The organism is Anaerotignum sp. (assembly GCF_017483025.1).
Taxonomy (GTDB): Bacteria; Bacillota; Clostridia; order Lachnospirales; family Anaerotignaceae; genus Anaerotignum_A.
On record NZ_JAFUMA010000042.1, the window covers coordinates 1 to 19,582 of the forward strand.

A 19,582-nucleotide genomic window follows, 5' to 3' on the forward strand; every position below is an offset into this window, starting at 1 on the left:
CACTTTTTTCAGAAAATCGATGCACAGAAAAATTTTCTTAAAAATATTGAATTTCTATTGCGCACAGATGTCTTTTGTGCTATGGTAGATTTACAAATATATGGTGATTCTTCGGGGCAGGGTGCAATTCCCTACCGGCGGTGAAAGTCCGCGACCCTTTGGTGTCGAAAGATGCCCGAGGCTGATCTGGTGAAATTCCAGAACCGACGGTGACAGTCCGGATGAGAGAAGAAAATTGGTGCTGTTCAGGCGTTTTTTTCGCGCGGAAAATCTGCGTGCCTGCATGGTGCTTCTTTTGCTGTACGCAATGCCCCTTGGACGATCGTCTAAGGGGCTTTTTTCATACAGTGCCAATGACCAATCTAAGAAGGATTCCCACAGTTTGTTTAAGATAGATATCACTTTTCAAAATTCTTAAAAATCTGGAGGAATGAAACATGAAAACCAAAAAGAAATTCAAAACAAGAGACCTGACCGTTATCGCAATGCTGGGCGCTATCTGCTGTGTGCTGATGCACGTAGATTTCCCTCTGCCCTTCATGCCGCCCTTTATGAACTTTGACCTGTGCGGCCTGGTGGAACTGATCGGCGGCTTCGCCATGGGCCCTGTGCAGGCGTTCTGCATCATTATGGTGAAAATCCTGCTGAAGCTGGCAACAGAAGGCACTGCTTCCGCCTTCACCGGCGAACTACAGAATGTGCTCCTCAGCTGCGCTTATGTGCTGCCTCCCGTCATTCTGTATCATCGCAATAAAACAAAGAAAACTGCAATGGCAGGCATGGCGATTGGCTCTGTTTTCACAGGTATCGTTGCCATCTTCACAAACCTGTATATCATCATCCCCTTCTACATGACACTGATGGGCCAGGATATGGCTTATTTCGTAGCAATGTGTACAGAAGCAAACCCCATGGTAACAGACGTATTCACACTGGCGATCCTGGGTATCCTGCCATTCAACCTGATCAAATGCGGCATCAATTCCCTGGGCGCCATGGTATTGTATAAACGCCTGAGCCCCGTGCTCCATGGCTACGGCTTCACAGGCGCACCCGCATCCAACCCTAAAAAAGCATAATTTTGATGATAGAATAAGGAGAAAACAGATATGAAATTCAGCATGGATAAAAATTTAAGCTTCGAACAGGCAAAGGCCCTCTTTTTTGAACAGCTGGGCGATTGGAAGATCATGGCCCTGGCCAGCAGTGTGAACGATTACGTCATGGTGCGCAATGTCAGCTGCCTGTTCTATAATGATAAAATCTACTTCAAAACCGATAAAAACTTCCGCAAGACAAAACAGCTTTACGAAAACCCCCAGGTTGCTCTTTGCTATGGCGGCATCCAGGTGGAAGGCATCGCGGAAAACAAAGGTCTGGTGGTGGACGAGCCCGGCAGAGTGTTTGAACAGCTTTACAAAAAGCACCTCTGGGGCAGCTACAATAAATACAGCCACGAGGATACAGAGATTATCATTGAAGTGACCCCCAAATTCGTGGAAGTCTGGGATACCAGCGAGGATAACTACGCCTACCAGATCTTCATTGACTTCGATAAAGAGGCCGTTGAAGTCAAACCTTACGACAAAAAATAACCTTTTGTTCGAAATAGAAATCAATTGTATTATTCCCCTTAGAAAAGATACCCCCTCCCCTCGGGGTATCTTTTTATGGTATAATAACCTTAGATCCATTTTGATTGGAGGTTATAAATTTGAGTAAAATGAAAGTCACCATGCCCCGAGATGCGGCATTTATCTTAAATAAACTGAACGAGGGCGGCCACGAAGCCTATATCGTCGGCGGCTGTGTCCGCGATTCCATTCTGGGGCGCATTCCCCAGGATTGGGACATCACCACCTCCGCCCTGCCCGAAGAAACAAAAACCTTCTTCGACCATACCTTCGACACAGGCATCCAGCACGGCACCATTACAGTAGTCCTGCATAAGGAAAATTACGAAGTAACGACTTATCGTGTGGACGGCGAATATGCCGACTGCCGCCACCCCGACGAGGTTTCCTTTACCAAAAACCTGACGGAAGACCTGCTGCGAAGAGACTTCACCATGAACGCCATCGCCTACCACCCCGACGAAGGCTTCCGGGACCCCTTCCACGGACAGGAGGACATTGCGGCAGAAACCATCCGTGGTGTGGGCGACCCTCCCAAACGTTTTCAGGAGGACGCCCTGCGTATGCTGCGCTGCGTGCGCTTTGCGGCACAGCTTGGCTTCGAAATCGAGCCGGAAACGTGGGCGGCCCTTTGCGCCAATACGGCATTGATCCAGAAAATCAGCGTGGAACGCATCCGCGAGGAACTGGAAAAGCTGTGGCTTTCTCCCTTTAAGGAAAAAATGCCCCTGCTTTGGGAAAGCGGTCTGCTGGCACAAATCGATCCCGTCCTTTCCGCAAGGCTCATCAGCCGCAGCCAGACCATTCTGGATGAAATTTCCGCCTGCCCCAGAGATGCTCTGCTCCGTTGGGCTATCGTTCTGCAGGATTATACTTCCGCCGAGGCGAAGGCTTTCCTGAAAGGCATGAAATTCGACAACCATACCCTGAAACGGGTCTGCTTACTTTTGGACTACCTGCCCAATGATGTGCCTACAGAGGCATATCCTCTTCGCAAGCTGGCAGGAACTATCGGCGAAGAAGCATTGAACCAGTTACTGACGATTCAGGCAATTTTGCGCCCCGCTTCCCCCCACAGAGAAAGCAAGGCTCTCTTTGAAAAAATCCTTGCAGACGGCGACTGCCTGACTTTGAAAACATTGGAATTATCAGGCAAAGACCTGATGGCCATGGGCGCACCCCACGGCAAGGAACTGGGCAACATCTTGGCAGAACTGCTGGATATGGTGCTGCAGGAACCTGAAAAAAATACAAAAGAAATTCTGACCGAACAGGCCCTTTCCATTCTGAAAGAAAAAGGCCTGCTGTAAGGAGGGAAATTATGATCGATAAAAAAGGATTCGTTCTGGAAAACGGTGAGGAACTGCCCTTTGTGGGCTTCGGCACCTATCTGGTAAAGGAAGAAAAAATCATTCTGGACGCCCTGGAGGCAGGCTATCGCCACATTGACACCGCCAGAAGATATGAAAATGAAAAAATGATTGGCAATGCCCTGAAGGAATGCGGCATCCCCCGCCGGGAACTTTTCCTGACAAGCAAGGTCTGGAAAACAGAACTGGGCTATGACAAGACCATGCGCAGCTTTGAAGCCTCCATCAACGATCTGGGCGTGCAGTATCTGGATATGTTTCTCATCCACTGGCCCATGCCCCACCCCGGCGCAGACTGGAAGCCTCTGGTGACGGAAAGCTGGAAGGCATTGGAAAAGCTGTATGAAGAAGGGGCTGTCAGCGCCATCGGCGTCTGCAATTTCCTGCCCCAGCATCTGCTGCATGTGATGAAGGATGCCAACACCATCCCTATGGTAGACCAGCTGGAATTCCACCCCGGCTATACCCAGCATGCCACCACCCAATTCTGCCTGAACCACGGCATACAGGTGGAAGCCTGGAGCCCCCTGGGCAGAGGGAAGCTGCTGGATGATCCCCTGATTCTGGAACTTTCAAAAAAATACGGCAAGAGCCCTGCGCAGATCTGCCTGCGGTTCTGCCTGCAGAATAATATCCTGCCCCTGCCCAAATCCTCTGCGTCTGAGCGGATGAAGGCAAATCTGGATATCTTCGATTTCGATCTGGAACTGGAGGACGTCTATCGCCTGATGACCATGCCCCAGACGGGATGGTCGGGGATCCATCCGGAACATTTTGATTAAAAAAGGACTTCCGAAAGGAAGTCCTTTTTTATTTCTTTTTATATACATCAAAGGAAAATTTCACGCCATTTTCCTCCTGCAATTCGCCTTTTTCTGCCAGTTCCCACGCGGGGTTTTCATCCAGATTGGGGAACACGGTATCTGCGGCATAGGTGTTGTAGATTTTTGTTACGTATGCCTTTTCGCACAGGGAAAGCAGCTGTTTATAAATCGTGCCGCCGCCGGCAACAAAAATCTGCTTATCTTCATAAGGCTTCAGCACTTCGGGCAGGTCTGTGATATCATGGCAGAACACAACACCCTCTGCCTCATAGTCCTTGTTTGTCGTCAGCACGATATTCACACGATTGGGCAGGGGTTTTTTATTAGGAAAGGATTCCAGGGTCTTTCTACCCATGACCAGCACATTGCCTGTGGTTTTCTGACGAAAATATTTCATATCCGCAGAAATGCGCTGCAGCAGGTCTCCATCCTTGCCGATGCCCCATTTTTCATCAACTGCTACGATAATATCCATGTCAAAACCTCCTTAGATAGCCACAGGCACTTTGCCCAGAGATTTATGATACTGATACTCTTCCACAATGAAATCATCTACTGTGAAATCATAGAAATTTTTGATTTCAGGGTTCAGACGTACCTTTGCCGCGGGCAGAGGTTCTCTTTCCAGCATAGTCTTTACCATATCCACGTGTCTGTCATAAATATGCATATCGGAAATGACATGGATGAATTCGCCGGGTTCCAGACCGCTCACCTGGGCAAACATCATCAGCAGGGCAGAATACTGCACCACGTTCCAGTTATTTGCAGTCAGCGTATCCTGAGAACGCTGGTTCAGGATGCCGTTCAGCTTGTTGCCTGTTACGTTGAATGTCATGCTGTAGGCACAGGGTTCCAGGCCCATTTCTGTCAGGTCGGAAAAATTATAAATATTCGTCATAATACGTCTGGAAGCAGGCGTATTTTTCAGCTGCCACAGCACGTTGTCTACCTGATCCATTTCGCCATGGGGGAATTTATATTTCACGCCCAGCTGGTAGCCGTAAGCCTTACCGATGGAGCCATTTTCGTCGGCCCAGGAATCCCAGATATGGCTGTTCAGGTCGTTTACATTGTTGGATTTTTTCTGCCAGATCCACAGGATTTCATCAATGGCAGCCTTCCAGTTGGTGTAGCGCAGGGTCATCAGGGGGAATTCCTCCTGCAGGTTATATCTGTTCACCACGCCAAAGGTCTTGATGGTATGGGCAGGAGTACCGTCTTCCCAAACAGCACGCACCTTTTCATTTTCTGTAGAAAATCCATGTTCTAAAATCTGTCTGCAATTTACCTTAAATAATTCGTCCGCTCTGCTCAAAACGATTCCTCCTTTTTTATTTTTTTCTAAAATATGATATAAATCGGAGGAATTATATCATAAAATACGACGACTTTCTATTCCCTTCTATATGTATTTTCCCCCCAGAAAAAAGATGGTCTTTGTTCTTTTTTCCATACATTCCTGAAAATAAACTGTCCTTTCCAGAAAAAGGTTTGTCCACGTGTTGCATATCCCCTGATTTTATGGTATATTTTGAATAATGGCAAAAGCATCTGTTTTCCCCGAGCAAACATTTGTGCGGGGTACATAGCCATTTTATGAAAAAACGACGGTTTCCGGTTGGATGCTTTCCCGGAAAGACCATTATGGGAGGTTGTAAATTATGAAAAAGTTTATTGCTCTGGCTCTGGCCTCTGTGATGACACTGTCTCTGGCAGCCTGCGGCGGCGGCTCTGAAGAAACAGCATCTACAGCAAGCGGCACACCCATCAGCGGTGAAACAATCAAAATCGGCGTTTTCGAACCTACAACAGGTGAAAACGGCGGCGGCGGTATGCAGGAAGTTCTGGGTATCCGTTACGCAAACACAGTTGCGCCCACAGTTGATATCAACGGCACAACATACAACATTGAACTGGTAGAAGTTGACAACCAGTCCGACAAAACAGCAGCTGTTACAGCAGCACAGTCTCTGATCAGCTCCGGCGTTGTTGGCGTTCTGGGTTCCTATGGTTCCGGCGTTTCCATCGCAGCCGGCCAGACATTTGCTGACGCAGGCGTTCCCGCCATCGGCTGCTCCTGCACAAACCCTCAGGTTACAGCAGGCAATGATTTCTACTTCAGAACATGCTTCCTGGATCCTTTCCAGGGCACAGTAATGGCTTCCTACGCTGCAGTAGACCAGGGCTACAAAACAGCAGCAGTGATCAGCCAGAACGGCGATGACTACTCCACAGGTCTGGCAGCATACTTCAAACAAGCGTTTGAACAGCTGGGCGGCACAATCGTTGCTGATGAAACATACCAGACAAACGAATCCGACTTCAATGCGATCCTGACAAGCGTAAAACAGTCCGGCGCTGAATGTGTATTCATCCCTTGCTCCATCGCAACAGCAACTCTGATCCTGCCTCAGGCAACAGCAAACGGCCTGACAGCACAGATCCTGGGTTCCGACACATGGGAAAATGAATCCATCGTTGCAGCAGCAGGCGCTGCAGCTGAAGGTGTAACATTCTCCACATTCTTCGATGAAAACGACGAATCCACACCTCTGGCAAAAGACTTCGTTGACGGCTTCAAAGCATACCTGAACGAAGATGCACAGCGCATCACTCTGAACGGCGGCACAGACGGCGTTGCAGCAGTATCCGCTCTGGGTTATGATGCTTACATGGCAATGTACAATGCTCTGGCAGCTCTGGACGGCACAGAAGGCGACCTGACAAGCGTAAACGTACGTGACGCTCTGGTTGGCGTAAACTTCGACGGCGTAACAGGCAACATCACATTCGACGAAATCGGCGACGCTAACAAAGACGCAGCTTACCTGAAACAGGTACAGGGCGGCAAATTCGTATTCGTTAAGAAACAGATCGACGAAACTGCTTGATCATTTGTTTCTTTGCAAACAACATTGAGACTTTTTGCGGCGGGAAAGCCTCCCGCCGCTTTTTCTTAAAATCGGCTTGTAAAGGTTTGCAAAGATTAAAATTCCAATCTTTTTAAACCTTTCCAAGTCGGTTTCAAAAAACTTATGTCAGGAGGTCTGTCTATGACATCAACAGCATTCTTACAATACTGCCTGACGGGCATTTCCATCGGCGGCATCTACGCCCTCATCGCCATTGGTTACACCATGGTTTACGGCATCCTGCGCCTGATCAACTTTGCCCACGGCGACATCTTTATGATGGCAGCATATTTCATGATTTTTGCCATGGTAGACTTCGCACTGCCCTGGTATGTTTCCATCATCATCGTTCTGGCGGCGACGGTCATCCTGGGCGTTGTCATCGAAAAAGTAGCCTATAAACCCCTCAGAAGCGCACCTCGTATGTCTATTATGATCTCTGCCATCGGCGTTTCCTATCTGCTGCAGAATCTGGCTACATATCTCTTCTCTGCGCTGCCCAAAGGCTACCCTTCCATCGGTTTTCTCACAAAAACCATCACAATCGGCAGCATTTCCACTTCCGTGGTGACATTCATCACTCCCATCCTGACTCTGGTGTTCGTATTCCTGCTGCTGCAGCTGATCAACCACACAAAGATCGGTATGGCGATGCGCGCGGTTTCCAAGGACTTTGAAACTTCCCAGCTGATGGGTATCAAGATCAACCGTGTCATCAGCTTCACTTTCGTCATCGGTTGCTTCCTGGCGGCAACAGGCTCCATCCTGTATTTCACACCCCGCCCCTCCGTTTACCCCCTGGTAGGTTCTCTGCCCGGCACAAAATGCTTTATCGCCGCGGTATTCGGCGGCATCGGCTCCATTCCCGGCGCGATGCTGGGCGGCTTTGTCATCGGCCTTTCCGAAACCTTCATCAAGGCTGCGGGCTATTCCGAATTCAGTGACGTATTCACATTCATCCTGCTGATCGTTGTTCTGCTGTTCAAGCCTACCGGCCTGTTCGGCGAAAAGATCACAGAAAAAGTATAAGGGCAGGTGAACGATATGACAGAACAGAAAAAACACAAACTCTCTATTATCTTATCCATCATCGGCATCCTTGTCCTGGCAGGCGCCCTCTTTGGCGTATATGCGACAACCTCCTCCACGGATATGCTGCGTACCGTTTTGCAGCTGGGCGCGATTTACGCTCTGGTGGCAGTTTCCATGAATCTGCTGAACGGCTTCACAGGTCTGTTCTCTCTGGGGCAGGCGGGCTTTATGGCTCTGGGCGCATATGTTTTCGCCATCTTCACCATCCCTGCGGCACAGCGTCCCGGCGTTTACTATCTGTATGGCGTGGCTGACTGGCTGGCAAATATTGAACTGCCCATCATCGTGGCTCTGATCCTTGCAGGTCTGGTCTGCGCCATCGTGGCAGGTCTCATCGGCGCTCCCGTACTGAGACTGAAAAGTGACTATTTCGCCATTGCCACTCTGGGCTTTGCGGAAATCGTACGTATCGTTGTGGGCAGCTCCCCTCTGAACCGTATCACAAACGGCTCCCTGGGCCTGAAGCTGATCCCCAAATTCCCCAGCTTCTTCTTCCCCTTCATCGTTGTAGGTATCTGTATCTTCATCGTATGGCTGCTGATCAATTCTTCCTACGGCAGAGCCTTCAAGGCCATCCGCGAAGATGAGATCGCCGCAGAAGCCATGGGGATCAATCTGGCAAAACATAAACAGATGTCCTTTATCATCAGCTCCTTCTTTGCCGGTGTCGGCGGTGCGCTGATGGCAATGTATATGGGTGCGATCACATCCACTACATTCAACGTAACTCTGACTTATAACATCCTGCTGATCGTTGTTATCGGCGGTATGGGCTCCCTGACAGGCAGCGTCATCTCTTCCTTCATCGTCATCGCGGCAAGGGAATGGTGGCTCCGCTTCCTGGATCAGCCCTTCTTCATTGCAGGCGTACAGATCCCCCTGTTCAAAACAGGCTTCCGTATGGTAATCTTCTCCATCATCCTGATGATCGTGGTTCTGTTCTTCCGCAAGGGTATCATGGGCACCAGAGAATTCAACTGGAACTTCATCCTGAAACGTCTGGATAAAAAAGAAAAAGCTCCCGTAGGAGGTGAAGGCAATGAGTGATAAAAAAACCATCCTGAATGTAAAAGACATTACGATGCAGTTTGGTGGTGTCGTTGCCGTAAACAACCTCACACTGAAGGTAAGAGAAGGCGAAATCGTTTCCCTGATCGGCCCTAACGGTGCCGGCAAAACAACAGCCTTCAACGTCATCACAGGCGTTTATGCGCCTACCAACGGCGAAGTAAAATTCCACGGCAATACGATCATCTCCAACTTCCCCAAGGGCAAGATGGATAAACTTTACGCAGGGGAAAACAAGGGCAAATACAAAAAGACCCTGGAACCTACCCCTGATAAGATCACAAAACTGGGCATCGCCCGTACCTTCCAGAATATCCGCCTGTTCAAGGAACTGACCGTTCTGGAAAACGTTCTGATCGCAAAGCACATGCGCATGAAAGCCAATATCTTCGCAGATACTTTCCGCCTGAACCATAAGGAAGAAGCAAAGATGAAGGCAGATTCCCTGGAACTGCTGCGTATCCTGGATCTGTATGATGTAAAGGATGAGATCGCATCCTCTCTGCCCTATGGTAAGCAGAGACATCTGGAGATCGCCCGCGCATTGGCAACAGAACCTACACTGCTCCTCCTGGATGAACCCGCAGCAGGTCTGAACCCCCAGGAAACAGACGAACTGACAGAATTTATCAGAGATGTACGCGATAAATTCCATCTGACGATTTTTATGATCGAACACCACATGAATCTGGTTATGGATATTTCCGACTGGATCTATGTTATCGACTTTGGTAAGCAGATCGCCAACGGCACACCTGCGGATATCCAGAATGACCAGCGCGTAATCGACGCATATTTGGGGGTGGCTGACGATGAGTAATATTCTTGAAATCAAAAATCTGGTGGTTTCCTACGGCGGCATCGAGGCCGTAAAAGGCATCGATATGATCGTTCCCGAAGGCCAGATCGTAACCCTGATCGGCGCCAACGGCGCAGGCAAATCCACAACACTGAAATCTATTTCCGGTCTGGTTAAGCCCAAACAGGCTTCCATCCTCTACAATGGGCAGGAAATCGTGGGCAAAACGCCCGACCAGATCGTTTCCATGGGTATCACACTGGTGCCCGAAGGCAGACGCGTTTTCCCTAACCTGACCGTTCTGGAAAACCTGAAAATCGGCGCATATCTGAGAAACGACAGCCTGAAGGAAGACCTGGAATACATCTATTCCCTGTTCCCTCGCCTGAAGGAAAGAGAATGGCAGATGGCAGGTACCCTTTCCGGCGGCGAACAGCAGATGCTGGCCGTAGGCCGTGCCCTGATGAGCAAACCTAAGGTAATTATGATGGATGAACCTTCCCTGGGTCTGGCGCCTCTGGTAGTTAAGGATATCTTCAAAATCATCCAGACCATCAATGAACAGGGCATCACCGTGCTTCTGATCGAACAGAACGCCAACATGGCTCTGAAAGTTGCCCATAAGGCATACGTTATCGAAACCGGCACCATCACCATGGAAGGCACCGGCGCAGAACTGCTGGCAAATGAAGAAATCAAACAGGCTTACCTGGGTAAAACAAAATGATTGAGAAGATCATTTTCTTCGCAACCAAAGAGCATCTTCCGTTGAGAAGATGCTCTTTCTTATATCGAGGTGAAAAAAATGGATACTTTGAAAAAAGAATTATTGGAACTGCTGAAAGAAAAAGGCGCCGCTCTGGTGGGCGTGGCGAATATGAATGGCGTGGAAAACTGCGACTATCCCGTGGGCATTTCCGTTGCCCTTCCCATTCCCAAACACACGGTAGAGGATTTGAAAACAGCCCCTACCAAGGAATATTATGACCTGTATCATTCCCTGAATAGCAAGCTGAACGGCATCGTGGAAGAAGGTGAAGCTTTCCTGCGGGAAAAGGGCTACCACGCCTTCGCCAATACCACGGAAGTGGTAAAAGCCGACGCAAATTCCTGCACACCTCTGCCCCATAAAACCGTAGCCACCAGGGCCGGACTGGGCTGGATCGGCAAAAGCTGCATTCTGGTGACGCCGGAATATGGCGGTGCCATCCGCATTTCCACCCTGCTGACCGATGCACCCCTGCCCGCCGACGAAGCCATCACCGAAAGTCGCTGCGGCGGCTGCTGCAAATGCGTAGAGGCCTGCCCGGCCCAGGCTTTGACAGGCACAAACTGGAAAGCTGGCATGGCAAGGGAAGAGCTGGCAGACATTGCCGCCTGCGAAAAGACCATCCGCGCCCGTATGCAGGAATTGTATGGATTCGAATTTACCATCTGCGGAAAATGCTTCGCTATCTGCCCCTATACACAGAAATATCTGAACGAACAATAATACTGCTATTTCAGAAGAACAAAGTGATTTCTGTCACACTGGATCAACCCTTCTTTCCGCAGCTTACCAATCTCCGTAGAAAGACCGCTGCGGTCAACCTCCAGATAATCGGCAAGCTCCTGTCGGTTGAAGGGGATATCAAAACTTTCGCTGTTGGCCTTTTTTGCGTAAAACATCAGGTAAGTCATCAGTTTTTCTCTGGTGGAACGCTTGGATGTGATCTCTATCCTCTGCTGAAACATGATCGTCTTGGAAGCCAGATCCTTCACCAGATTCAGGATCATCTGCTGATGGGCGCTGCAGTTATTGGGACAGATATGTAAAATGCGGTCACATTCCATCAGCATCACTTCACAGGGTTCGTTGGCGATCACCGTCACAGGAAGAGAGGGCACCCCGGCGCAGGCAAAGGCTTCCGCAAAAACCTCCGATGGTCTCACGTCAGACAAAATGCTTCTGTTTCCATAATAATCCACCTGAAAAATCTGGGCCGAACCGGAAAGAACGATCCCGATCTGTCTGGCGGCATCCCCTTTCGCAAATATGGTATCTTTCTTCTCGAAGGACTTGATTTTTGCGCCCAGACATCCCAACGTCGCCAGCAGATTTTCTTCTTCTATTTCACGGAAAAGAGGGCATTTCTGTAGGATTTCTAGATATTTTTTCATAAATTTCCCTCCTTCTGTTGAAATTTCAACAGAATTATTGGGTTTATTATACTATAATCAAAACAGAAAAGAAAGGCGTTTCCATAAATCGATACGCCATCCTTTTATAGAAAAACGATAAAGGGAGGTAAAAACCCATGAATATTACAAATGATATTAAATACGTTGGTGTCAACGACCACCAGATCGACCTGTTCGAAGGCCAGTATGCCGTTCCCAAAGGCATGGCATATAATTCCTATGCCATCATCGACGAAAAGATCGCCATTATGGATTCTGTGGAAGCCAAATTTACACAGGAATGGCTGGAAAATATCCAGAAAGCTCTGGAAGGCAGACGCCCCAGCTATCTGATCGTGCAGCATATGGAACCGGATCATTCCGCCAATATCGTGAACTTTACCAAGGCATACCCCGAAGCAAAAATCGTGGCTTCCGGCAAAGCCTTTGCTATGATGCGTCATTTCTTCGGCAGCGATTTCAGAGAAAAACAGATCGTTGTAGGCGAAGGGGATACCCTCTCCCTGGGCAAGCATGAGCTGACCTTCGTCACTGCCCCCATGGTGCATTGGCCCGAAGTTATCGTTACTTACGACAGCACAGATAAAGTCCTGTTCTCTGCAGACGGCTTCGGTAAATTTGGTGCCTTTGATGCAGACGAACCCTGGGCCGACGAAGCAAGACGCTATTACATCGGTATCGTTGGCAAATACGGCACACCTGTGCAGCACCTGCTGAAAAAGGCCGCAGGTCTGGATATCCAGATCATCTGCCCTCTCCACGGCCCTGTGCTGACAGAAAATCTCGGCTACTATCTGGATCTGTATGACACATGGTCCAGCTATCGCCCCGAAGAAGAAGGCATCGTGATCGCCTATACTTCTGTTTACGGGAATACAAAAAAAGCCGCGCTGCAGCTGGCAGAAAAACTGCAGGCAGGCGGCGCAAAAGTCGTTGTCCACGACCTGGCAAGATGCGACATGTCTCAGGCAGTGGCAGATGCCTTCCGCTACAGCAAGCTGGTTCTGGCAACTACGACTTACAACGCTGATATTTTCCCCTTCATGCGCACCTTTATCGACCATCTGACAGAACGGGATTTCCAGAACAGAACCGTTGCGCTGATCGAAAACGGCAGCTGGGGCCCCGTTGCGGCAAGAACCATGTGCGCAATGCTGGCAGATAGCAAAAACCTGACCTTTACGGAAACAACGGTGAAGATCCTGTCTGCCCTGAATGAAGAAAGCACTGCACAACTGAATGCTCTGGCAGAAGAACTGCTGGAACAGAGTGCTTTGAATAAAGATGAAGAAGAAACGGAAGGAGAAGTGGAAGGTATGAAATATGTATGCGACGTATGCGGCTGGGTTTACGACGAAGCAAAAGGCGATCCCGAACACGGCATCGCTCCCGGCACAAAATTTGCAGATCTGCCCGCTGATTTTGAATGTCCTCTTTGCGGCGTTGGCAAAGACCAGTTCAAAGCTGAATAATTCTATAAAAAAGAAAGGACTTCCTCAAGAGAAGTCCTTTTTTTATTTAACTTACAGCACCATGATACCAGCGAGTCCCTCTATACCGAAGGATAAACAGCGCCGCACGAACCACCCAGTCGATGGTCATTGCCACCCAAACGCCGAATACGCCCCAACCCATCTTTACAGCAATGATGTAGCTGAAACCGATACGGAACACCCACATGGAAACGATGGACAGGATCATACAATATTTTACGTCGCTGGCGGCGCGAAGGGTATTGGCCAAAGTGAAGGCCTCCGGCCAGAGGAAGATGGCAATGACACCATGCCACCAGAGGATCTTTTTCGTATATTCCATAGCTTCCGGCGACAGGTTATACAGATGCATCACCACAGGCAGCGCCAGCAGAATCACTGCAGTAAAAACTGCTGTCAGCACATGAACCAGCTTCAATATCTTACGGGTATAGAATCTGGCCATATCATAGTCCCCCGCACCCACGCAGCGGGAGCAAACGGTGATGACCGCCATGCCCACGCTCAGGCCGGGCAAAACCTGAAACGTAGCCAGAACATTGGCAACGGCATTGGCAGCAATAGAAGCCGTACCGAAGGTGGCCACCATGCTCAGCACCATAACCTTACCCAGCTGAAACATGCCATTTTCCAGCCCATTGGGCACGCCGATATAGGCGATCTTTTTCAGCATCCCCCCATCCATACGGAAGGAAAAAGGCTTTTCCAGATGCAGCATCAGGGAAGGGCTTCGCAGCAGCCATGTGATGCCGATGCCCGCAAACATACGGGAGGTCAGTGTAGCCAGAGCCGCGCCAGCAACGCCCATGCCGAAACCAAAAATCAGAATGGCATTCCCGCAGACATTGATGGTATTCATGATGATGGAAAGATGCATAGGCACCTTTGCATTCCCCTGGGTGCGGAATACCGCCGCCCCTGCATTATACAACGCAATAAAGGGGATGGATGCGGAAACGATCATCAGATAGGTCTTTGCCGCCTCCATAACATTGGCTTCGATATCGCCGAATACATTATGTAAAATCAGATTGCGCCCCAGATAGATGATCCCCATGACGACCATGGAAGAGATCGCCGTAAACAGGATCAGCTGATTAACCGCCTGATTGGCCTTTTTATGGTTATCCTGCCCAATATACTGCCCCGCAACAACGGCGCCCCCGGTGGCCATAGCTGCAAATAGATAGATCAGCAGAATAAAGATGGTATCCACCAGAGATACGCCGGAAACGGCATGCTCCCCTTCCGTCGCTACCATAATAGAGTCACTCATCCCCACCAGAACCGCCAGGAACTGCTCGATGATCATGGGAACGATCAATTTTCTCAAATCCCGATTAGAAAAGTAATAGGACTTTTCTTCTATTTTTCCTTCTTCCATTGCTCTTCCTCCTTATAAGAACAAAGATACTGCACAATATACCAGAAGCAGCGCCATCACTGCATTCAGGATCCTCTTATAATCCTCAAAGAATTTCTGGAAAATAGAGCCGAACAGCAGCCAGCAGATATTGGAAAGCAGCACCATAGCCCAGCAGAAAATGACCACCATAGCAAACATGCCAAAGGAACGATCATAGGGGAAAACGAAGTTGGTGATCAGCGTCATGCCAAAAAGCAGGCCCTTCGGATTGACAAACTGCAAAATCATCCCCACATGGAAAGCCGTCGTATCCAGCTGCAGCTTGCTTTCCTTCTTTTCCTTGGGCTTGTCCCGCCAGATCGTCCAGGCCAGCCAAAGGATATAGGCCGCGCCAATGGGGGTCATCAGCTTCAGGATGGCAGGAATATATTCATTAATAAAAAAATTGCAGCCAATGGCGCAAAGGACGATCAAGGAAAAGCCCAGCGCAACGCCAAAGCAGAATTTCAGCCCCTTTCGGAACCCATATCTCGTACCATTTGCCATACACATCAGGTTATTGGGCCCCGGCGTGATGCTGGAAACCACCACATAAGAAACAAATGCGAACCAGTTGAACATTTTCGTCCTCCCCTCTATATATGAAAATAGCCACACTTCGAAAAGGTGGCTATCGTTTCATTATTCTTCCTCAGTTTCTTTTAAAGGCTTCACGGGCAGGCCATCTTTCAGATGATGGTCATGCATATCATCGCCGCTGTAATACATTTCGTTGATCTTATAAAGCAATGTCATCAGGCTGTCTGTCAGGTGAACATTTTCCACCAGAACATCATCGGGAACCTGCAGATCCACATGGCTGAAATTCCACATGCCCTTTACGCCCCATTTCGCCAGATCGTTGGCAACCTTCACCGCCTGCGAACGGGGAAGTGTCAGGATGGCAACATCCACGGGGTTACTTTTCACATACGCTTCCATCTGGTCGATATCGTACACTTCTACCCCGCGGATGGTCATGCCGATCAAACGGGGATTGATATCGAATACAGCCTTGATGACAAAACCACGTTTTTCAAAATTGGTATAGTTCACCAATGCCTGGCCGATATTACCGCCGCCTACGACGATCATATTGTACATTCTATCCAAACCTAAGATCTTTTTGATTTCATTGTAGAGATATTCAACGTTATACCCATAGCCCTGCTGACCAAAACCGCCGAAATTATTAAGATCCTGGCGGATCTGAGAAGCAGTGATGTTCATTTTTGCGCTGAGCTCTTTTGAGGAAATGCGAGTAATATCACTTTCCAGCAAGTCGCCCAAATAGCGATAGTATCTGGGTAATCTGTTGATTACTGCCGGGGAGATCTTTTTTTCGCTGTCCATAATTCCAAATCCTCTCATTTTGGGTTTCCTCCATAAAAGAAAATAGCTGCCATTGGGGCGGCTTCACTTTTATTTCAGGTTAAATTTAGTATATCACTCCTGTTATTTTATTGTCAACAATAACTCTTTTAATCCGCCCAATTTTCTGTTATCATAAAAACAGACAATGCAATGCAGACGGAGGTTGTATAAATGATACTTGCATGCAGACAATTACACAAAGCATACGGCATCGATGTGATCCTGGAAAAGATCACATTTCATATTGAAGAACGGGAAAAAGCCGCCATTGTCGGGGTAAACGGCGCCGGCAAGACCACTCTTTTCAAGGTTCTGACCGGAGAGATCTCTGCCGACGGCGGTGAATTTTATCTCAAAAAAGATGCATCCTTAGGCTACCTTGCCCAGAATATACAGATAGACAGCGACAAGACGATTTATGAAGAAATGCTATCGGTTTTCGAAAAAATCATTCAGACGGAAGCTAATCTTCGTGAAATGGAAAACGAAATGGGGGGTCTCAGCGGACAGGCCTTAGCAGACAAGATGGAGGAATACGCCGCTCTGCAGCACTATTTCGAAGCAAATGACGGCTACAGCTATCAGAGCCGTCTGAAGGGGGTTTTGAAGGGCCTCGGCTTTGCCGATAACGACTTCAACCGCCCTATGAATCAGCTTTCCGGCGGGCAGAAAACCCGCGTCCATCTGGCAAAGCTCCTGCTTTCCAAGCCGGACGTGCTGCTGCTGGACGAACCGACCAACCACCTGGATATCGCTTCCATCGAATGGCTGGAAGATTTCCTGCGGGCTTATCCCGGTTCCGTTTTGATCATTTCCCATGACCGTTATTTCTTAGATCGTATCGTTACAAAGGTCATCGAGATCGAGAATAAAAAATCCACTATTTATAATGGCAACTACTCCTTCTACTGGCAGCAGAAAGAAGTCAACCGCGAAATCCAGCAGAAGGCCTACGATATGCAGCAGAAGGAGATCAAACATCAGGAGGATGTCATTCGCACCCTGCGCCAGTTCAACCGCGAAAAATCCATCAAGCGGGCAGAAAGCCGCGAAAAGGCCCTGGATAAAATGGAACGCATCGACAGACCCGATGCCCTGCCCGACCAGATGCGCCTGACGCTGACGCCTTTCCTGACCAGCGGCAACGACGTGCTCCATGCGGAAAACCTGTCCAAATCCTACGGCGGGCAGAAAATTTTCCAGAACGTTTCCTTCGATGTAAAAAGAAGCGATAAAGTGGCTATCATCGGCCCCAACGGCGTAGGCAAATCCACCCTGTTCCGCATGCTGTTGAAAGAGGTCTCCTCCGACAGTGGTCTCATCCGTTTCGGCACCAACGTATTCGTTGGTTATTATGACCAGGAGCAGGCAAAATTAGACGAAAGTAAGACCATCTTCGAAGAAATTTCCGATTCCTACCCCACTCTGACCCAGGGGCAGATTCGAAATATGCTGGCGGCCTTCGTTTTCACAGGGGACGATGTATTCAAACCCATCAACGCCCTTTCCGGCGGCGAAAAGGGTCGTGTTTCCCTGGCGAAGATCATGCTTTCCAAGGCCAATACCCTGATGCTGGACGAACCCACAAACCACTTGGACATGTTCTCCAAGGAAGTTCTGGAAAGCGCTATCAACCGCTACGAAGGTACCTGCATCTATATTTCCCATGACCGTTATTTCATCAATAAAACAGCAGAAAAAATCCTGGAGCTGACCCCCGATGGTGTCATCCTCTATAACGGCAATTACGACTACTATCTGGAAAAGAAAGCAGAGCGAGCCCGCAACGAGGCGGAAAAAGCCCTGCAGAATCCCCAGAAAGCCACTGCAGCCGCACCTGCCCAGCCCATCAGCGATACGAAAAACGACTGGCTGAAGCAGAAGGAACAGCAGGCAGCGGAACGGAAGCTGGCAAATAAAATTGCCAAACTGGAAAAGGAGATCGAAGAAACGGAAGCAGCCATCGCCAAAGCCGACGAAGATATGGCGGCCTGTGGCACGGATTATTCCAAAGCCAACGACATCTTCGCAGAAAAAACCAAGCTGGAAGAAAAACTGGAAGCCTTGTATGAAGAATGGGAGGAATTAAACTCCTAAAAATAAAAACAGACTCTTTTGAGTCTGTTTTTTATTTTTATCTGATATAATTCGTTCTGATTTTTTCTTCCTGCTCGGGCAGAGAAACACCGGCATTTTTACCCGCTTCGATACATTTCAGAAGCCACGCCATATTTCTGCCGATGGCGCGCATATTCTGCATCCCTTCCAGGTCCTGCTTCACTTCATCGGGCGTATTGCCGTGCACCTGATTCCAGTATGTTCCGGAAACCACAGGCATATTGCTGATGGTGAAGTATTTATTCAGCTGGTCGAAGGTTGCAGAAGCGCCACCTCTGCGGCAGGAAACCACTGCCGCCCCCAGTTTATTGGCAAAGCCGCCATTGGACATCACAAACAGTCTGTCGAAAGCGGAAGACGCCTGGCCTGCCGCAGAAGCATAATGAACGGGCGCACCCAAAATGATGCCATCTGCCGCCATTGCTTTGGGCAAAATCTTATTCACCACATCATCCTGGAAGCATTTGCCTGTTTTCTTGCAGGCGCCGCAGCCCAGGCAGCCGCCGATGGGTTTATTGCCCAGATAGAACATTTCTGTTTCGATGCCTTCGCCCCGCAGGGTCTTTTCGATCTCCTTCAGGGCAGTATATGTACAGCCGTGACCATTGGGGCTGCCATTGATGAGAAGTACCTTCATATTCTCTCTCCTCTTTTCTCTCTTTACAAAAAAACGGCACAATGTGCCGTTTTCGTGTTGTTTTGATTATTTGCTTTCCAGATAAGCGTTGATATCAGCAACCAGTTTGTCGCAGTTCATGCCGTGAACCATGGATGCTTCTTCCAGTGTTTCGCCTGCAGCGGAAGGGCAGCCTACACAATGCATACCATTCTGCATCAGGATCATGCCTGCGCCTCTGTCCACCATCAGCAGTTCGCCAATTGTCATGTCTTTTGTTACTTTCATGGAAAATTCCTCCTTATATTTGAATTGAAATAATTTCTGCTGATATTATACCAAAGTAGAATGAATTTTACAACTACATTGGCATTTCTATGGAAAGGTTATCGGAAACGCCCGAAAAAAAGCCCTTTCTTATTTCGCCATTTCCTTCTGCAGTTTCTTCCGTACCACGCTGAAGAACATCACCAGCGTAAAGCTTGCGCCGATGATATCGGAAATAGAGCCTGCGAAGAAAATATTTTCCACGGGCAGGAACATAGGCATGGTGATGAGCAGGATGATATACAGCGTCTTTCGGAAGAGGGACAGGGGCAGTGCATATTTGACCTTCCCCATGGAAGTGAGCCCATCCACATAAGCATACTGGACGGCAATGCCCACCAGCCCCAGACAGAACCGACGGATACA

Annotated in this window: 20 protein-coding genes, 1 pseudogene and 1 riboswitch; of the genes and pseudogenes, 12 read left to right on the forward strand and 9 right to left on the reverse strand. The window is 48.8% G+C overall.

The annotated features are described in order from the left end of the window. Positions 1–103: 103 nt before the first annotated feature. Positions 104–237: riboswitch (FMN riboswitch) on the forward strand. A 200-nt stretch (positions 238–437) separates the two neighbouring features. From IJ369_RS03615 to IJ369_RS03630, 4 genes are all read left to right on the forward strand, one after another. After that, positions 438–1,079, forward strand: a complete 642-nt coding sequence (locus IJ369_RS03615; protein WP_290716090.1) for an ECF transporter S component — start codon at positions 438–440, stop codon at positions 1,077–1,079. Between the two features lie 30 nt (positions 1,080–1,109). Then, a complete protein-coding gene (locus IJ369_RS03620) occupies positions 1,110–1,595 on the forward strand; it encodes a pyridoxamine 5'-phosphate oxidase family protein (RefSeq protein WP_290716093.1) in 486 nt (161 codons plus the stop codon). Between the two features lie 128 nt (positions 1,596–1,723). Next, positions 1,724–2,944 (forward strand): CCA tRNA nucleotidyltransferase, encoded by a 1,221-nt coding sequence (locus tag IJ369_RS03625; RefSeq protein ID WP_290716132.1) that lies wholly within the window; start codon positions 1,724–1,726, stop codon positions 2,942–2,944. A gap of 11 nt (positions 2,945–2,955) precedes the next feature. Beyond that, positions 2,956–3,786: an aldo/keto reductase gene (locus tag IJ369_RS03630; protein WP_290716096.1), complete on the forward strand. Its 831-nt coding sequence runs from the start codon at positions 2,956–2,958 to the stop codon at positions 3,784–3,786. A 28-nt stretch (positions 3,787–3,814) separates the two neighbouring features. On the opposite strand, the gene IJ369_RS03635 is transcribed toward IJ369_RS03630, so the two are convergent. Then, positions 3,815–4,303, reverse strand: a complete 489-nt coding sequence (locus tag IJ369_RS03635) for a dihydrofolate reductase (protein WP_290716099.1) — start codon at positions 4,301–4,303, stop codon at positions 3,815–3,817. Between the two features lie 12 nt (positions 4,304–4,315). After that, positions 4,316–5,146 (reverse strand): thymidylate synthase, encoded by an 831-nt coding sequence (gene thyA, locus IJ369_RS03640; protein ID WP_290716102.1) that lies wholly within the window; start codon positions 5,144–5,146, stop codon positions 4,316–4,318. 364 nt (positions 5,147–5,510) lie between these two features. Between thyA and IJ369_RS03645 the strand changes: the two genes are divergently transcribed. From IJ369_RS03645 to IJ369_RS03670, 6 genes are all read left to right on the forward strand, one after another. Beyond that, on the forward strand, positions 5,511–6,722 hold the full coding sequence (locus IJ369_RS03645; protein ID WP_442859662.1) for an ABC transporter substrate-binding protein: 1,212 nt from the start codon (positions 5,511–5,513) through the stop codon (positions 6,720–6,722). 162 nt (positions 6,723–6,884) lie between these two features. Continuing rightward, positions 6,885–7,772, forward strand: coding sequence for a branched-chain amino acid ABC transporter permease (locus IJ369_RS03650; protein ID WP_290716106.1), 888 nt, complete (start codon positions 6,885–6,887; stop codon positions 7,770–7,772). Positions 7,773–7,787: 15 nt separating this feature from the next. Then, a complete protein-coding gene (locus IJ369_RS03655) occupies positions 7,788–8,882 on the forward strand; it encodes a branched-chain amino acid ABC transporter permease (RefSeq protein WP_290716109.1) in 1,095 nt (364 codons plus the stop codon). Continuing rightward, positions 8,875–9,723: an ABC transporter ATP-binding protein gene (locus IJ369_RS03660; RefSeq protein WP_290716111.1), complete on the forward strand. Its 849-nt coding sequence runs from the start codon at positions 8,875–8,877 to the stop codon at positions 9,721–9,723. The genes IJ369_RS03655 and IJ369_RS03660 overlap by 8 nt, the downstream gene beginning before the upstream one ends. A gap of 1 nt (position 9,724) precedes the next feature. After that, the gene (locus IJ369_RS03665) at positions 9,725–10,429 is read left to right on the forward strand and encodes an ABC transporter ATP-binding protein (RefSeq protein ID WP_290716135.1); all 705 of its coding nucleotides are present in this window, start codon (positions 9,725–9,727) and stop codon (positions 10,427–10,429) included. 78 nt (positions 10,430–10,507) lie between these two features. Next, entirely contained in the window at positions 10,508–11,194 is a 687-nt protein-coding gene (locus IJ369_RS03670; RefSeq protein WP_290716113.1) for a 4Fe-4S double cluster binding domain-containing protein, read from the forward strand. A gap of 5 nt (positions 11,195–11,199) precedes the next feature. Here IJ369_RS03670 and IJ369_RS03675 read toward each other — a convergent pair whose 3' ends face one another. Beyond that, positions 11,200–11,862 (reverse strand): Crp/Fnr family transcriptional regulator, encoded by a 663-nt coding sequence (locus IJ369_RS03675; RefSeq protein WP_290716116.1) that lies wholly within the window; start codon positions 11,860–11,862, stop codon positions 11,200–11,202. A gap of 137 nt (positions 11,863–11,999) precedes the next feature. Between IJ369_RS03675 and IJ369_RS03680 the strand changes: the two genes are divergently transcribed. Then, positions 12,000–13,355, forward strand: a complete 1,356-nt coding sequence (locus IJ369_RS03680; RefSeq protein ID WP_290716119.1) for a rubredoxin — start codon at positions 12,000–12,002, stop codon at positions 13,353–13,355. 46 nt (positions 13,356–13,401) lie between these two features. Here the strand turns inward: IJ369_RS03680 and IJ369_RS03685 are convergent, their stop codons facing one another. The 3 genes from IJ369_RS03685 to IJ369_RS03695 are packed head-to-tail and all read right to left on the reverse strand — an operon-like array spanning position 13,402 to position 16,152. Continuing rightward, entirely contained in the window at positions 13,402–14,760 is a 1,359-nt protein-coding gene (locus tag IJ369_RS03685) for an MATE family efflux transporter (protein WP_290716121.1), read from the reverse strand. Positions 14,761–14,772: 12 nt separating this feature from the next. After that, on the reverse strand, positions 14,773–15,363 hold the full coding sequence (locus IJ369_RS03690; RefSeq protein ID WP_290716123.1) for a LysE family transporter: 591 nt from the start codon (positions 15,361–15,363) through the stop codon (positions 14,773–14,775). Between the two features lie 60 nt (positions 15,364–15,423). Beyond that, on the reverse strand, positions 15,424–16,152 hold the full coding sequence (locus IJ369_RS03695; RefSeq protein ID WP_330612920.1) for a redox-sensing transcriptional repressor Rex: 729 nt from the start codon (positions 16,150–16,152) through the stop codon (positions 15,424–15,426). Between the two features lie 174 nt (positions 16,153–16,326). On the opposite strand from IJ369_RS03695, the gene IJ369_RS03700 reads away from it, so the two are divergent. After that, positions 16,327–18,252 (forward strand): ABC transporter ATP-binding protein, encoded by a 1,926-nt coding sequence (locus IJ369_RS03700; RefSeq protein ID WP_290716125.1) that lies wholly within the window; start codon positions 16,327–16,329, stop codon positions 18,250–18,252. A gap of 37 nt (positions 18,253–18,289) precedes the next feature. On the opposite strand, the gene IJ369_RS03705 is transcribed toward IJ369_RS03700, so the two are convergent. From IJ369_RS03705 to IJ369_RS03715, 3 genes and pseudogenes are all read right to left on the reverse strand, one after another. Beyond that, positions 18,290–18,910: a flavodoxin family protein gene (locus IJ369_RS03705; protein WP_290716127.1), complete on the reverse strand. Its 621-nt coding sequence runs from the start codon at positions 18,908–18,910 to the stop codon at positions 18,290–18,292. A gap of 66 nt (positions 18,911–18,976) precedes the next feature. After that, on the reverse strand, positions 18,977–19,177 hold the full coding sequence (locus tag IJ369_RS03710) for a DUF1858 domain-containing protein (RefSeq protein WP_290716129.1): 201 nt from the start codon (positions 19,175–19,177) through the stop codon (positions 18,977–18,979). 129 nt (positions 19,178–19,306) lie between these two features. Next, positions 19,307–19,582: pseudogene (locus IJ369_RS03715) on the reverse strand (MATE family efflux transporter); the annotation flags it as partial.

Excerpts from the sequence above, each read along its gene's own strand:
- IJ369_RS03615 (WP_290716090.1), top strand. The coding sequence starts at position 438 with ATGAAAACCAAAAAGAAATTCAAAACAAGAGACCTGACCGTTATCGCA.
- IJ369_RS03620 (WP_290716093.1), top strand. The coding sequence starts at position 1,110 with ATGAAATTCAGCATGGATAAAAATTTAAGCTTCGAACAGGCAAAGGCC.
- IJ369_RS03625 (WP_290716132.1), top strand. The coding sequence starts at position 1,724 with ATGAAAGTCACCATGCCCCGAGATGCGGCATTTATCTTAAATAAACTG.
- IJ369_RS03630 (WP_290716096.1), top strand. The coding sequence starts at position 2,956 with ATGATCGATAAAAAAGGATTCGTTCTGGAAAACGGTGAGGAACTGCCC.
- IJ369_RS03635 (WP_290716099.1), bottom strand. The coding sequence starts at position 4,303 with ATGGATATTATCGTAGCAGTTGATGAAAAATGGGGCATCGGCAAGGAT.
- IJ369_RS03650 (WP_290716106.1), top strand. The coding sequence starts at position 6,885 with ATGACATCAACAGCATTCTTACAATACTGCCTGACGGGCATTTCCATC.
- IJ369_RS03655 (WP_290716109.1), top strand. The coding sequence starts at position 7,788 with ATGACAGAACAGAAAAAACACAAACTCTCTATTATCTTATCCATCATC.
- IJ369_RS03660 (WP_290716111.1), top strand. The coding sequence starts at position 8,875 with ATGAGTGATAAAAAAACCATCCTGAATGTAAAAGACATTACGATGCAG.
- IJ369_RS03670 (WP_290716113.1), top strand. The coding sequence starts at position 10,508 with ATGGATACTTTGAAAAAAGAATTATTGGAACTGCTGAAAGAAAAAGGC.
- IJ369_RS03675 (WP_290716116.1), bottom strand. The coding sequence starts at position 11,862 with ATGAAAAAATATCTAGAAATCCTACAGAAATGCCCTCTTTTCCGTGAA.
- IJ369_RS03680 (WP_290716119.1), top strand. The coding sequence starts at position 12,000 with ATGAATATTACAAATGATATTAAATACGTTGGTGTCAACGACCACCAG.
- IJ369_RS03685 (WP_290716121.1), bottom strand. The coding sequence starts at position 14,760 with ATGGAAGAAGGAAAAATAGAAGAAAAGTCCTATTACTTTTCTAATCGG.
- IJ369_RS03690 (WP_290716123.1), bottom strand. The coding sequence starts at position 15,363 with ATGTTCAACTGGTTCGCATTTGTTTCTTATGTGGTGGTTTCCAGCATC.
- IJ369_RS03695 (WP_330612920.1), bottom strand. The coding sequence starts at position 16,152 with ATGAGAGGATTTGGAATTATGGACAGCGAAAAAAAGATCTCCCCGGCA.
- IJ369_RS03700 (WP_290716125.1), top strand. The coding sequence starts at position 16,327 with ATGATACTTGCATGCAGACAATTACACAAAGCATACGGCATCGATGTG.
- IJ369_RS03705 (WP_290716127.1), bottom strand. The coding sequence starts at position 18,910 with ATGAAGGTACTTCTCATCAATGGCAGCCCCAATGGTCACGGCTGTACA.
- IJ369_RS03710 (WP_290716129.1), bottom strand. The coding sequence starts at position 19,177 with ATGAAAGTAACAAAAGACATGACAATTGGCGAACTGCTGATGGTGGAC.